Here is a 14,488-nt window from a genome sequence, read left to right on the forward strand (position 1 = left end):
GGGTTACTTAGTTGTCATAGCCAAGGTTGGGTGCCAGCCAGCGCTCGGTCACGCTCAGGTCCTGACCTTTACGTGCCGTGTAGCTGTCGATCTGGTCCTTGTCGACCTTGCCCACTGCAAAGTATTGCGCTTGCGGGTGAGCAAAGTACCAGCCGCTGACCGCTGCCGCGGGGAACATGGCGTAGTGCTCAGTGAGGAATACCCCGCTTTTGCCAGCGCGCATTTCTTCAGCTTCTGGGTCGAGCAGCTGGAACAAGGTGCCTTTTTCAGTATGATCCGGGCACGCCGGGTAGCCGGGAGCAGGGCGGATGCCACTGTATTGCTCCTTGATCAGCTCATCGTTACCCAGTTGCTCGTCCTTGGCATAACCCCAGTATTGGGTTCGAACTTGCTGGTGCAGCCATTCAGCGCAGGCCTCGGCCAGACGGTCGGCCAGGGCCTTGACCATGATCGAGTTGTAGTCGTCACCTGCGTCCTGGTAGGCCTTGGCCACTTCTTCGGCGCCGATGCCGGCAGTGGTAATAAAACCGCCCACGTAGTCCGTTACGCCGCTGTCCTTGGGTGCCACGAAATCGGCCAGCGAGAAGTTCGGCTTGCCATCGGTTTTGATGATTTGCTGGCGCAGGTGATGGAGCTTGGCCAAGGGGTGGCCATCGTCACCGTACAGCTCCAGATCGTCATCATTGACTTGATTGGCGGGCCAGAAGCCGAACACCGCCCGGGCGCTGATCAGCTTTTCGTCGATCAGCTTGGCAAGCATTTCCTGGGCATCGGCGTACAGCGCCGTTGCCGCTTCGCCGACCACTTCGTCAGTCAGGATGCGCGGGAACTTGCCCGCCAGGTCCCAGGAGATAAAGAACGGTGTCCAGTCGATGTACTCGGCCAAGACCTTGAGGTCGATGTTGTCCAGGACCTTGGCCCCGGTAAAGGTGGGTTTGACGGGCTGGTAACTGGCCCAGTCGAACTGTGGCTTTTTGGCAATGGCTGCGGGGTAGCTCAAACGCTCGGTACGGGCGCTGCGGTTGGCGGTACGTTCGCGGACTTCAACGTACTCATCGCGGGTCTTCTGGACAAAGGCCGGTTTCAGCTCCTTGGACAGCAACTGCGTGGCTACACCCACGGCGCGGGAGGCGTCAGTGACATAGATCACCGCATCGTTCTGGTACTTGGGTTCGATCTTGACCGCAGTGTGCGCCTTGGAGGTGGTGGCACCGCCGATCATCAGAGGCAGATGGAAGTTCTGACGCTGCATCTCTCGCGCCACATGGACCATCTCATCCAGCGACGGCGTGATCAGGCCCGAGAGGCCGATGATGTCGCACTTCTGCTCCTTGGCGACCTGCAGGATCTTTTCTGCGGGCACCATCACACCCAGGTCAACAATGTCGTAGCCATTGCAGCCCAGTACCACGCCGACGATGTTCTTGCCGATGTCGTGTACGTCGCCTTTCACGGTAGCCATGAGGATCTTGCCCTTGGCCTCGGGTTTGTCGCCTTTTTCCAGTTCGATAAACGGGATCAAATGCGCCACGGCCTGCTTCATCACACGGGCGGATTTCACCACCTGCGGCAAGAACATTTTGCCCGCGCCAAACAGGTCGCCAACGATGTTCATGCCCGACATCAGCGGGCCTTCGATGACTTCGATCGGGCGTTTGAAGGACAGGCGCGACTCTTCGGTGTCTTCAACGATATGAGTCGTTATGCCCTTGACCAGTGCGTGCTCCAGACGCTTGTTGACGTCCCAGCTGCGCCACTCTTCAGTTTCAGCCTCTTTGACGCTGCCATCGCCCTTGTACTTGTCGGCAATGGCCAGCAAATTGTCGGTCGCATCGGGGGTGCGGTTGAGCACTACATCTTCCACCGCGTCGCGCAGCTCGGTCGGGATCTGGTCGTAGATCTCCAGCTGGCCTGCGTTGACGATACCCATGGTCAGGCCGTTGCGGATCGCGTACAGCAAAAACACCGAGTGGATCGCCTCACGCACCGGGTTGTTGCCACGGAACGAGAACGACACGTTGGACACGCCGCCCGACGTCAGGGCATAAGGCAGCTCGTCGCGGATATAGGCACAGGCGTTGATGAAGTCCACAGCGTAGTTGTTGTGTTCTTCAATGCCGGTGGCCACGGCGAAGATGTTCGGGTCGAAGATGATGTCTTCCGGCGGGAAGCCCACTTCGTTGACCAGGATGTCGTAGGAGCGTTTGCAGATTTCCTTTTTGCGCGCTTCGGTGTCGGCCTGACCGGCTTCGTCGAAGGCCATCACTACCACTGCGGCGCCATAGCGCTTGCACAGTTTGGCGTGTTCTTTGAACTGCTCGACGCCTTCTTTCATGCTGATCGAGTTGACGATGCCCTTGCCCTGAATGCACTTGAGGCCCGCTTCGATCACTTCCCACTTGGAGGAGTCGATCATGATCGGTACGCGAGAGATATCCGGCTCGCCAGCAATCAGATTGAGGAAGGTCACCATGGCCTTCTTCGAATCCAGCATGCCCTCGTCCATGTTGATGTCGATGATCTGCGCACCGGCCTCAACCTGTTGCAGCGCGACTTCCAGGGCTTCGGTGTAGTTGTCTTCGCGGATCAGGCGGGCGAAGCGGGCAGAACCTGTGATGTTGGTACGTTCGCCGACGTTGACGAACAACGAACTGCGATCAATGGTAAACGGCTCCAGACCTGAAAGGCGGCAGGCCTTGGGGATGTCCGGAATCTGGCGCGGGGCGTAACCGGCCACGGCATTGGCGATGGCCTGGATATGGCCCGGGGTGGTGCCGCAGCAACCGCCGACAATATTCAGGAAGCCGCTTTGGGCGAACTCTTCAATGACCTTGGCGGTTTCGGACGGCAGTTCGTCGTACTCACCGAATTCGTTGGGCAGGCCGGCGTTCGGGTGAGCCGAGACGTAGGTGCTGGCCTTGTTCGACAGCTCTTCAAGATACGGACGCAGCTCGCTGGCGCCCAGGGCGCAGTTCAAACCGACCGAAATCGGCTTGGCGTGGCTCACCGAGTTCCAGAACGCTTCGGTGGTCTGGCCTGACAAGGTACGGCCCGACGCATCGGTGATGGTGCCTGAGATCATGATCGGCAACTCGATGCCCAGCTCTTCGAATACGCCTTGTACAGCGAAGATTGCGGCTTTGGCATTGAGCGTGTCGAAAATGGTTTCGATCAGAATCAGGTCAGAGCCGCCTTCGATCAGGCCCTTGGTGGCTTCGGTGTAGTTCTCCACCAGTTCATCGAAGGTGACGTTCCGGTAGCCCGGGTTATTGACATCCGGCGACAGCGAACACGTACGGCTGGTAGGGCCGAGCACGCCTGCGACAAATCGTGGTTTGTCCGGTGTTTCGAGGGTCTTGGCATCTGCCACCTTGCGCGCAAGGCGTGCGCCTTCTACGTTTAGCTCGTAGGCCAAAGCCTGCATGCCGTAGTCGGCCTGTGAAACCTGGGTGGCGTTGAATGTGTTGGTTTCGAGAATGTCGGCGCCGGCATCCAGATACGCCTTCTCAATGGCCCCGATCACATCGGGGCGGCTGAGGATCAAAAGGTCGTTGTTGCCTTTGACGTCGCTCGGCCAGTCGGCGAAGCGTGTGCCACGATAGTCGTGTTCCTCTAGGCGGTAGCTTTGGATCATAGTGCCCATGCCGCCATCGAGAATCAGAATGCGCTCTTTGAGGGCTTGCTGAAGTGCTTGGAGACGAGCGCTGCGGTCAGACATAGGACTACCTGTTAGAGCCATGCAAAAGATGCGAAATCATAACAAACCTGCGTGGGATTTGAGCGTTCGCTGATTTACATGAATTTCATTCACGTTGTAGCGGGTCAGCGACAGGTAGAATCGCGACATATTTTTGATATCAGGACACTGGCACATGTTTTTTCGCCTACTCGCCAGCGCCGTGACGCTGGTGGCGTGCAGTACAGCGTTGGCACAGGCCCCGTTGGTTAGTCCGGCAATCTCCTACACCCGGGACATTCAGCCGATCCTCACCGAAAAGTGCGTTGCCTGCCATGCATGCAACGACGCAGCCTGCCAGTTGAACCTGGGGAGCGCGGAGGGCGCGACCCGGGGTGCCAGCAAGGTGCCGGTCTATAAAGGAGATCGTGTCGATGCGGTTGAACCGACGCGAATTTTCTATGATGCCGATGGCCAGCAGGAGTGGCGGCTAAAGGGTTTCTATTCGGTGCTGGACGCCCAGGGAGCCCAGGCTTCCTTGATGGCGCGGATGCTGGAGTTGGGCCACAGCACCCCGTTGACCCCTAATGCCAAGCTGCCTCAGGAGATCGTCCTGGGCCTTAATCGCGAGAACGTCTGTGCGGCGCCAGGGGAGTTCAATGCCTACGCGCAGCGCCATCCGAAAGAAGGCATGCCGTTGGCTGTGACTGGGCTGACCGACAAACAATACACCACCGTGCAAACCTGGCTGGCCCAGGGTGCACCCGTGGATCAACATGCGATCAAGCCCACCGCGGTCGAGGCGGCACAGATCAGCGAATGGGAGGAGTTGCTCAACCGTCCGGGCTCAACCGAAGCCCTTGTGGCGCGCTGGTTGTATGAGCATTTGTTTCTGGCCCATACCTATTTCGACAACGGTGTACCGGGGCATTTCTTCCAGTGGGTACGTTCACGCACCCCAAGCGGCCAGCCGATTGACCTGATTGCCACCCGCCGTCCAAACGACGATCCGGGCACCCTGTTTTACTATCGGTTGATGCCCGTGCAGGGTGTGATCGTGCACAAAACCCACATCACCTATCCGATGGGCGCGCACAAGCTGGCGCGGGTCAAACAGCTGTTCTACAGCGGCGACTGGCATGCCACGAGCTTGCCGGGCTATGGGCCGCGTGGCCGGGCTAACCCGTTTGCAACCTTTGAAGCGATACCGGCGGTGGCGCGTTACCAGTTCATGCTCGACAACGCCGAGTATTTCGTACGCACCTTTATCCGTGGGCCAGTGTGCCGTGGGCAAATTGCAACAGACGTGATTCGCGACAACTTCTGGACCGTGTTCCAGGAGCCTGCTCGTGATCGCTATGTCACCGATGCGGCCTACCGAGGCGCTGCGACGCCGTTGCTGGCCATGCCGGGCCAGATCGACGACGTCGGCAGCGTTATTTCGCTGTGGCATAGCTATCGCAACAAGCGCAATGACTATGAAAAACTGCGCCAGCAAGCCTATGCCGACATGCCGCCGCCGAGCTGGTCGACCCTGTGGGCGGGGAACGACAACGCCTTATTGACCGTTTTCCGTCACTTCGACAGTGCCAGCGTCAGCAAGGGCCTGATCGGCGAAATCCCCAAGACCCTGTGGCTGTTTGACTACCCCCTGCTTGAGCGGACGTACTATCAACTGGCGGTCAACTTCGATGTGTTCGGCAACGTCTCGCACCAGGCACAGACGCGCTTGTACTTTGACTTGATCCGCAACGGCGCCGAGGTCAACTTCCTGCGCCTGATGCCCGCTGACTCCCGTTCAGGCATCTTGAGCAGTTGGTATCAGAACAGCGGCAAGCTGAAGATGTGGATGGACTATCAGAAAATTGATAACGACACACCGAGCGGCATCAAACTCGATCCCGTCGACCCCAAACGGGACTTTGCTCTTAAGCTGATTGAGCGCACCGGCACTCTGAATGCACGGCCAGACCCGATCAACCGTTGCACTGGCGCGTACTGTTCACGTCCTGATATCGCGCAAGAGTTCAGATACGCCGAGCAGGCCCTGAGCCGTTTGACCTCGCGCCCTGCAGCCGGGCTCGCGGTGATCAATCAACTGCCAGAAGCCAGCATGCTGCGGATCGAAGGCACTGACGGCAAGCGCGAGATGTACAGCATGCTGCGCAATCGTGCGCACACCAACGTGGCCTTCATGCTGGGTGAGGAATACCGCCTGCAGCCGGGGCTGGACACCCTGGCCATTTACCCAGGGGTGCTCAGCAGCTACCCGAACTTTATGTTCAATGTCCCGACCGGGGATGTGGAGGCCTTTGTTGAAGCCATGGAAAAATCAAAGGATCAAGCGAGCTTTGACACCATCGTCGAGCGTTGGGGGATTCGCCGCAGCCATCCGCAGTTCTGGCAGTACTTTCACGATATTGGCCAATACATCAGCGAAACCGACCCGGTGGAGGCAGGTGTGCTGGATATGAACCGCTACGAAAACCTGTAATCAGCCACTAGATTTGGATACATGGGGTGTGGCTTTCCTGACAAAAACACTAGGACTTTGTCAGGGGCGCCGATTGGCGTAAACTGCGTCCCATGTCTGCGAGGAGATTCCATGAGCGCCATAACGATTACCGACGCTGCCCACGATTACCTGGCTGATCTGCTGTCAAAGCAGAACACCCCCGGTATCGGCATCCGCGTCTTTATCACCCAACCCGGTACCCAGTACGCCGAAACCTGCATTGCCTACTGCAAGCCGGCTGAAGTCAAATCTGAAGATACCGCCATCGGCCTTAAAAGCTTCACTGCCTGGATCGATTCGTTCAGCGAACCCTTCCTTGACGATGCCGTGGTGGATTACGCCACCGATCGCATGGGTGGTCAGTTGACCATCAAGGCGCCCAACGCCAAAGTGCCGATGGTCAATGCCGATAGCCCGATCAACGAGCGCATCAACTATTACCTGCAAACCGAGATCAATCCCGGTTTGGCCAGCCACGGTGGTCAGGTCAGCCTGATTGAAGTGGTAGAAGACGGTATCGCGGTGCTCAAGTTCGGTGGCGGTTGCCAGGGCTGCGGCCAGGCGGACGTGACCTTGCGTGAAGGTATCGAGCGCACCTTGCTTGAGCGTGTGCCGGAGCTCAAGGGCGTTCGTGACGTGACCGACCACTCGCAGAAAGAAAACGCCTACTACTGAGTTATCGGTAACAGGGTGTTCGCTGCGAAGCTGAAGAAAAAACGGTGCCCCGTGAGCACCGTTTTTTTATGGCTGCGAGATTCGGATTGTGCGGGCGCAGCAGAACCTGTTGGAGCTGGCTTGCCTGCGATGGCAGCAATGGGGTTTACCTGACAGACCACGCCGTCTGCATCGCGAGCAAGCCCGCTCCCACAGGGGCGAGAGCGTTCAAGGCCGATACAAATGCGCATGTCCCGCGCGGTACAGCGACGAATCCGAAAAGCTGTCGCTGGCCAGGACCCGGCCCACCAGAATCAGCGCCGTGCGCTTGAAACCTTTGGCCTGGACTTTGGCCACAATGTCTTCAAGGGTCCCTTGCACCCAGTCCTGATCAGGCCAGCTGGCACGATGAATCACTGCAATCGGGCAATCGCTGCCGTAGTGCGGGGTCAGTTCGGCAACGATGCTCTCAAGGTTTTTGACCCCCAGGTGAATGGCCATGGTCGCCTTGTGCTGCGCCAGACTGGCGAGTTCTTCTCCGGCCGGCATGACGGTTTTTTCTGCGTAGCGGGTCAAGATTACGGTTTGCGAGATATCGGGAAGCGTCAGTTCTGCGCCCAGGATGGCCGCGCAGGCTGCGGTGGCCGTTACGCCCGGAATAATCTCAAAGGCAATTTTCAGCTCGCGCAGGCAGCGGATCTGTTCGCCTATGGCCCCATACAGGCTGGGGTCGCCGGAGTGTACGCGGGCGACGTCCTGACCTTTGGCATCGGCGGCCTTGATCAGCGTGATGATTTGCTCAAGGTGCAACGGCGCACTGTTGATCACCTGCTCGGCCTGATGGCCTTGCAGTACCGCTTCGGGGACCAGTGAGCCGGCGTAAATGATCACCGGGCAACTGCGTATCAGGCGCTGGCCCTTGACGGTAATCAGCTCAGGATCGCCGGGTCCGGCGCCGATGAAATAAACAGTCATGGCAGTCTCTTGAAAGGGTCGAGATAGAGCTGTTCTTGAACAACGCTCATAGTGAGGCGGGTGATTATCGCGGGTTTTGCTCAAAAGAGGCCAACGCAAAGGTCGCCCCGGGTGATTTTTGTCGCGTAATCCGCAGGGTCGCGGGTGCGCCTGCGAGCTGCTCGGCCAGGGCCAGTGCGGCACTTTCGGCAACGCCGAAACAACCGGTGTGCTCAAACGCAATGTTGGAGCGATGACTCAGCTGTGACGCGTACGGGGCAAGCTGTTCAGCATTGAAGACCTCAAACCCCAGGTTCAGTTGGGCTGCCAGTTGCAGCAGCGAGGGTTCCTGGCGCTTGAGATCGATACTGGCCAAGCCACTGACCGCGCTCAGTGCGATCCCGGCCTGAGCCAGGGAGCTTTCGATCAAACTCAAAAGCTGCGCAACGCTGCATCCCTGGCGGCAGCCCAGACCCATCACCAGGATTGGCACTGTGCCCGTTGCCGTCATGCCGAGTACTGGCCTTCAGACTTGCGGCGAAACAGCCAGGCGCTAATCACGCCCAGTGCCAGCCAAAAAGCGAAGTTGGTCAGCTGCGAGGCAATCTTGAACTGAGATTCCAGTGCTTCAGGAGCCAGGCTTGAGTGCACCAGTGGCTGCGGCGCCCCAAAAATATGCGGTACCACCAGAATCGCCACGCCCAGCACTTTCAGCGCCCAATGCTTGCCAAAGACCAGCAATGCGATTGCCACTGCGGTCGAGGCTGCGGTGCTGACCCACCAGAGTTGGCGTTGCAGCAAGTCGGCCGCTGCAGTGCCCGGCAGCTCGGGCGGCAGGCCCAGGGTTGGGGCCAGGCAGAACACCGCATAACCGGCAAGCCCCCAGAGCAGACCCTGGGACGTGCGGGTCGGGGCACGCAAGGTGTAAAGACCCGCCAGCATCAAGGCAAAACCGACAGCCACCACCAGATTGCCGCCAGTGGTGGACAGCACGCGCTGCCAGCCATCTTCCGGCTCCCAGGCCTCGGCGTCGTGTTCATGGGCAGGCATGGCCATGTCGGCATGCTCGTGCACTTCTGTGGCGGCAGGTTTTTCATAGGTTTCGGCCTGCAAAATCAGCGGGGAAACCCACAGGCTTTGCATCAAGGTCAGCAGCAGGGCGGCCAGCAAGCCGGTGAAGCCTGCGGTTTGAGCGATACGCTTAATCATGGCAGGCAGTCTCAATGGCACGGGAAGGCGGAGCTGTGACGGGTGTCATGGGCCGCATTGTGGACCGCATCGATATGCGAGAACCCGGCGAAGTAGACAAGAAAGGCTCCCAGCACCGCAGCGCCGACAGCAGCCACAATGCGTTGGCTTTGAGTGGCAGTGGTAGCAGCGGAATGGGTACGGCTGGTGCTAATGGACATGGCGCTTGCCTCTGGTCAGACGACGGGCAGCAAAGCGCAAGAAAACCCCACGAACGAAGCCCGCAGGGTTAAACAGCGCCCGCCCACCGCGGGTTTGTCATTCAAATAACCAGGCCGGTCTCCGGGCTTGCGAGGGGCTCAAGGGTTGAGCCTGCAAACATCTCCTTCCCATGCACACGGCACAGTGGATCTGATGTTTCTCTCGCTTACCGTTGCGGGGGCAGCGCCGGACTTGTCAGGACTGAACGCCTGACGCACCGGTTTCCCGTTTCACCCTGTGAAGGGCACCTGATACAAGATGTGTAGGAAACCACAGCCCGTTGGAAGCGTCAATTCAAGGGCGATAGATACACCTCTACTGTGGGAGCGAGCCTGCTCGCGAAAATCATTCGCTAGCAGGCTCGCTCCCACAGGGCCTTGTCCAATAAGAGAACAGCTACACGTCAGGCGGTCAGCATGCTTTTGACTTTGTCACGCAGTTGGTCAATGGAAAAAGGTTTGCCAATCACCGCCATGCCCTCTGCAACCTCAAGGGTTTCGGCATAGCCGCTGGCGAACAGGATGGGCAGTTTTTGGCGCAATTGGCGGGCCTTGCTTGCCAGCTCCCGGCCGTCCATGCCCGGTAATCCGACGTCGGTCATTAACAGGTCAATGTGCTGGGCCGCATCCTCTAGCATTTCCATGGCCTGCTCGCTGCCATCGGCCTCAAGCACGCTGAACTCCAGTTCTTGCAGCACGTCAACGATCAGCATCCGAACAATGGCGTCGTCTTCAACCACAAGGATGGTGGAGGGTGTGGCGGACATAATCATGATCTCGATAAAAATTTAAGCGTGGGTCTGGCAAGCAGCAAGGATAGCCTTGACCTGCGTTTGAGTGTGTCTGTTTGTACGAAAAAGTGCTTTATGAGGGTAAGAAAATAGAACTATTGCTCGGTAATCCGGCAAACTCCAGTTTTTTAAGACTGCTCACAGGCCTGAAAATGAACTCACCTGCATCAATTGATGAGCGAAGCTTTCGCAAGCTCCTGAGTCGCAACGTTGGCTTGCCCCTGGCGGTTGGTGTGCTCAGTGCCGCGTTATTCGTGATCATGGTCAGCTATTTGCTGTCAGTCATCAGGTGGGTTGAGCATAGCGACCGGGTTATCAGCAATGCCAACGAAGCCGTTCGGCTGACAGTCGATCTTGAAACCGGCATGCGCGGGTTCCTGATTACCGGTGATGAGCATTTTCTGGACCCCTACGCCGTGGCCAAGCCGCAAATCGGGGTCCAGTTGCAGGGGTTGCAGGAACTGGTCAGTGACAACCCGCAGCAGATCGACCGCCTGAAACGCCTTGAGGCACTGCAAAACGAGTGGAACACCTACGCGCAATCGATGGTCGATATCCGCCGCCAGGACGGTGATTACCGGTCCGCGATACAAGCTGGCCGTGGCAAGCGCCTGAGTGATGAAATTCGCAAGGAGTATGACGACTTCATCCAGATGGAGCAGCAATTGCGAGTGGCCCGCAGTGAGGAGGTCAGTCGCACCACGATCATCAGTATTGGCCTGTATCTGATTTTTGTACTGGGTCTGGGGGGCTTTTTAGCCTATATCGGTCGTCGCGATTTGCTTGAACTTTCAAAGAGTTACAACAATGCCTTCGAGTCACAAATCAAGACCGCGCAGCGCCTGGAACAACAGGCATGGTTGCGCAACGGTCAGACTGAACTGGCTGAACAGGTGTTGGGGCGTCTGACCCTCAATATGCTGGGTCACAATATCCTGCAGTTTTGTGCCCAGTACCTGGGGTCTGTAGTGGCTGCCGTGTATGTGCGTGAAGATCACGGTGACCTCAAGCGTGTAGCCAGTTATGGCTTTTCCCGCGAGCAAGAGGCTCAGGGCCAGTTGATCCACAATGGTGAAGGCATTGTCGGGCAGGCAGTGCGCCAGGATAAATTGATTCGCCTGGACGATGTGCCCGCCGATTATTTCTTCAAGGTCAGCTCCGGGCTGGGCGAAGGCAGTCCGCGCAGTGTTCTGGTGGTGCCCACCAGTGACGATGATCGAGTCAACGGGGTCATTGAGCTGGGCTTCCTGAGGCCTTTGAGCGAGCGGGACATAGAGCTGTTCGAGTTGATCGCCGACAATATCGGCATGTCGATTGAAGCGGCCCGTTATCGCCAACGTCTGCAAGAGGTATTGGCCGAAACCCAGCAGCTCAACGAGCAGCTGCAAGTGCAGCAGGAAGAACTCAAAACCGCCAACGAGGAGCTCGAAGAGCAGTCGCGCATTCTTAAAGAGTCGCAGACCAGCCTTGAGACCCAGCAGGCCGAGCTGGAGCAGACCAACGAGGAGTTGGCCGGTCAGCGAGATGCCATGGACCTCAAGAACAGCGAGCTTAATCAGGCGCAAGTGCAGCTCGAAGAGCGGGCAGAAGAGCTGCAACGATCCAGCAAGTACAAGTCCGAGTTCCTGGCCAACATGTCCCATGAGCTGCGCACACCGCTCAACAGCTCCTTGATTTTGGCCAAGCTGCTCTCCGAAAACCCGCACCAGAACCTCACTGCAGAACAGGTCAAGTTCGCCGAATCGATTTACTCGGCGGGCAACGATTTGCTTAACCTGATCAATGACATTCTGGATATTTCCAAGGTAGAAGCCGGAAAACTCGAAGTACGCCCCGAGCACACCAGCGTGGCACGTGTGGTCGAAGGCTTGCGCAGCATGTTCCAGCCGCTGGCGGGCGATAAGTCCCTGGACTTTGAGGTCCAGCTGCAACCTGGCACGCCGCCGATGATCTACACCGACAGCCAGCGTCTGGAGCAGATTCTTAAAAACCTGCTGTCCAACGCGGTCAAGTTCACGGAAAAAGGTCAGGTCAGCCTGACGGTATCCCGTCAGCCGGGCGAAGGTATTGCCTTTACGGTGCGCGATTCCGGAATCGGGATTTGCGAGGAACAACAGGACTGCATCTTTGAAGCCTTCCGTCAGGCCGATGGCACCACTAACCGCCGTTACGGCGGCACCGGGCTGGGCCTGTCGATCTCCCGTGATCTGGCGACTTTGCTGGGCGGTTCGATCAAAGTCAGCAGTGAACCAGGTAAAGGCAGCCTCTTTACCCTGACCCTGCCTGAGCACTATGTGGAGCACGAAGAGGAGCCCGTGCAACTGCCTGCAGGCCACTCACCCCGGGCTGTGTTGCAGGTGACCGAACCCCGGCCATTGCTGGCGGTGGATGCACCCGTTGAAATCGAGCGATTCCTGGATGACCGCGAACAGGCGCCATTTACCACACGCTGTATTTTGGTGATTGAAGATGAACCCAACTTTGCACAGATCCTCTTCGATCTTGCGCATGAGTTGGGCTATCGCTGCCTGGTTGCCCATGGTGCGGATGAAGGTTTCAGCCTGGCGGTGCAGTTCATTCCCGATGCCATCCTGCTCGACATACGCCTGCCGGATCACCCGGGGCTTACGGTGTTGCAGCGTCTTAAGGCAATGGCACCGACCCGGCATATACCGGTTCATGTCATTTCCGCCGAGGACCGGGTCGAAGCCGCCATGCATATGGGCGCGGTGGGGTACGCCTTGAAGCCGACTACCCGTGAAGAACTGAGGAACGTGTTTGCCCGCCTGGAGGCCAAGCTGACACAGAAGGTCAAGCGGGTGCTGCTGGTTGAGGATGATGACCTGCAGCGCGACAGCATTGCCCGCCTGATCGGCGACGATGACATTGAAATCACCGCAGTTGGCTTTGCCCAGGAGGCGCTTGACCTGCTACGCACCACTATCTACGACTGCATGATCATCGACCTCAAGTTGCCCGACATGCTGGGTAACGACCTGCTCAAGCGCATGTCCACTGAAGATATCTGCTCGTTCCCACCGGTGATCGTCTACACCGGGCGCAATCTGACCCGGGATGAAGAGGCCGAGCTGCGCAAGTATTCGCGTTCCATCATCATCAAGGGCGCCCGCTCACCCGAGCGTTTGCTCGATGAAGTGACATTATTTCTGCACAAAGTTGAATCTCAGTTGTCCCATGACCGGCAAACGATGCTCAAGACCGCTCGTAGCCGCGACAAGGTGTTCGAGGGGCGCAAGGTTCTGTTGGTGGATGACGATGTACGAAACATCTTTGCCCTTACCAGTGCCCTGGAGCAAAAGGGCGCCATTGTGGTGATTGGGCGCAATGGCCGCGAAGCCATCGAGCGCCTTGAAGAAATGGAAGACATCGACCTTGTGTTGATGGACGTGATGATGCCGGAGATGGATGGCTACGAAGCGACCGTGGAAATTCGCAAAAACCCGCGCTGGCGCAAGCTGCCAATCATTGCGGTCACGGCCAAAGCAATGAAGGACGATCAGGAGCGCTGCCTGCAAGCAGGCTCCAATGACTACCTGGCCAAACCGATTGATCTGGATCGACTGTTTTCGTTGATCCGGGTCTGGCTACCGAAAATGGAACGACTCTAAGTGCAACGAAACACTGACATCGAGTTAAGGCTGCTGATCGAAGCGATCTATCTCAAATACAGTTATGACTTTCGCGATTACTCCGGCGCTTCGATCAAGCGCCGGGTCAATCATGCGTTGCGTCAGTTCGACTGCAGCACCATCTCGGCCTTGCAGGAGCGCATCCTCCATGATCCGACGGCCTTTATGCAGTTGCTGCAGTACCTGACCATTCCGGTGAGCGAGATGTTTCGTGACCCGGAGCATTTTCTGGCCATCCGCCAGGAGGTGGTGCCGATCCTCAAGACTTACCCGTCGCTGAAGATCTGGATTGCGGGTTGCAGCACTGGCGAGGAGGTTTACTCCATGGCCATCTTGCTGCGCGAAGAGGGCCTGCTGGACCGTACGATCATCTATGCGACCGATATCAACCCGCGGTCTCTGGAAAAAGCCAAGCAGGGGATTTTCTCCCTGGACAATATTCGGGCCTATACCCACAACTATCAAAAGGCCGGCGGTCAGCGTTCGTTTGCCGATTACTACACCGCAGCCTACGACTACGCCATTTTTGACAAGTCGCTGCGCGAGAACGTGACGTTCGCCGATCACAGCCTGGCAACCGACAGCGTATTCTCAGAAACCAATTTAATTTCATGTCGTAACGTGTTGATTTATTTCAATAAAAATCTTCAAAACAGAGCCTTCGGTCTGTTCGAAGAGTCGTTATGCCATCGCGGTTTTCTGATGCTTGGAAGCAAGGAGACCCTCGATTTTTCGGACTACAGCAAACAGTTTTCCCCCGTGCTCAAGCAAGAACGGATCTACCGCAAGCTATGACAAAA

10 protein-coding genes and 1 riboswitch are annotated in these 14,488 nt (G+C 57.6%); of the genes, 4 read left to right on the top strand and 6 right to left on the bottom strand.

What is annotated here, in order from left to right; translation table 11 throughout:
• Positions 1-7: 7 nt before the first annotated feature.
• A complete protein-coding gene (metH, locus tag RGV06_RS00860) occupies positions 8-3,718 on the bottom strand; it encodes a methionine synthase (RefSeq protein ID WP_322149094.1) in 3,711 nt (1,236 codons plus the stop codon).
• Positions 3,719-3,872: 154 nt separating this feature from the next.
• On the opposite strand from metH, the gene RGV06_RS00865 reads away from it, so the two are divergent.
• Both RGV06_RS00865 and nfuA read left to right on the top strand, forming a co-directional pair.
• A complete protein-coding gene (locus RGV06_RS00865; protein WP_322149096.1) occupies positions 3,873-6,170 on the top strand; it encodes a fatty acid cis/trans isomerase in 2,298 nt (765 codons plus the stop codon).
• A 111-nt stretch (positions 6,171-6,281) separates the two neighbouring features.
• Positions 6,282-6,866, top strand: a complete 585-nt coding sequence (gene nfuA, locus RGV06_RS00870) for a Fe-S biogenesis protein NfuA (protein WP_019827280.1) — start codon at positions 6,282-6,284, stop codon at positions 6,864-6,866.
• A 207-nt stretch (positions 6,867-7,073) separates the two neighbouring features.
• Here the strand turns inward: nfuA and cobM are convergent, their stop codons facing one another.
• From cobM to RGV06_RS00895, 5 genes are all read right to left on the bottom strand, one after another.
• Complete coding sequence (gene cobM, locus RGV06_RS00875) at positions 7,074-7,820, bottom strand: precorrin-4 C(11)-methyltransferase (RefSeq protein ID WP_048351864.1); 747 nt, start codon at positions 7,818-7,820, stop codon at positions 7,074-7,076.
• 64 nt (positions 7,821-7,884) lie between these two features.
• Complete coding sequence (locus RGV06_RS00880; protein WP_322149097.1) at positions 7,885-8,310, bottom strand: cobalamin biosynthesis protein; 426 nt, start codon at positions 8,308-8,310, stop codon at positions 7,885-7,887.
• Positions 8,307-9,008 (bottom strand): CbtA family protein, encoded by a 702-nt coding sequence (locus RGV06_RS00885; RefSeq protein ID WP_019827276.1) that lies wholly within the window; start codon positions 9,006-9,008, stop codon positions 8,307-8,309. Before RGV06_RS00885 ends, RGV06_RS00880 begins: the two co-directional genes overlap by 4 nt.
• Before the next feature lie 11 nt (positions 9,009-9,019).
• Positions 9,020-9,208, bottom strand: coding sequence for a CbtB domain-containing protein (locus RGV06_RS00890; RefSeq protein WP_019827274.1), 189 nt, complete (start codon positions 9,206-9,208; stop codon positions 9,020-9,022).
• A 94-nt stretch (positions 9,209-9,302) separates the two neighbouring features.
• A riboswitch (cobalamin riboswitch) is annotated at positions 9,303-9,515 on the bottom strand.
• A gap of 136 nt (positions 9,516-9,651) precedes the next feature.
• Positions 9,652-10,014, bottom strand: coding sequence for a response regulator (locus RGV06_RS00895; protein WP_046810714.1), 363 nt, complete (start codon positions 10,012-10,014; stop codon positions 9,652-9,654).
• Between the two features lie 176 nt (positions 10,015-10,190).
• On the opposite strand from RGV06_RS00895, the gene RGV06_RS00900 reads away from it, so the two are divergent.
• Positions 10,191-13,667 (top strand): response regulator, encoded by a 3,477-nt coding sequence (locus RGV06_RS00900; protein ID WP_322149098.1) that lies wholly within the window; start codon positions 10,191-10,193, stop codon positions 13,665-13,667.
• Positions 13,668-14,483 carry a CheR family methyltransferase gene (locus tag RGV06_RS00905; RefSeq protein WP_019827271.1) on the top strand — a complete coding sequence of 272 codons (816 nt, stop codon included), beginning with the start codon at positions 13,668-13,670 and terminating at the stop codon, positions 14,481-14,483.
• The last annotated feature ends 5 nt before the right edge of the window (positions 14,484-14,488 follow it).

It is taken from the genome of Pseudomonas sp. CCI3.1, assembly GCF_034313985.1.
GTDB lineage: Bacteria > Pseudomonadota > Gammaproteobacteria > Pseudomonadales > Pseudomonadaceae > Aquipseudomonas > Aquipseudomonas psychrophila.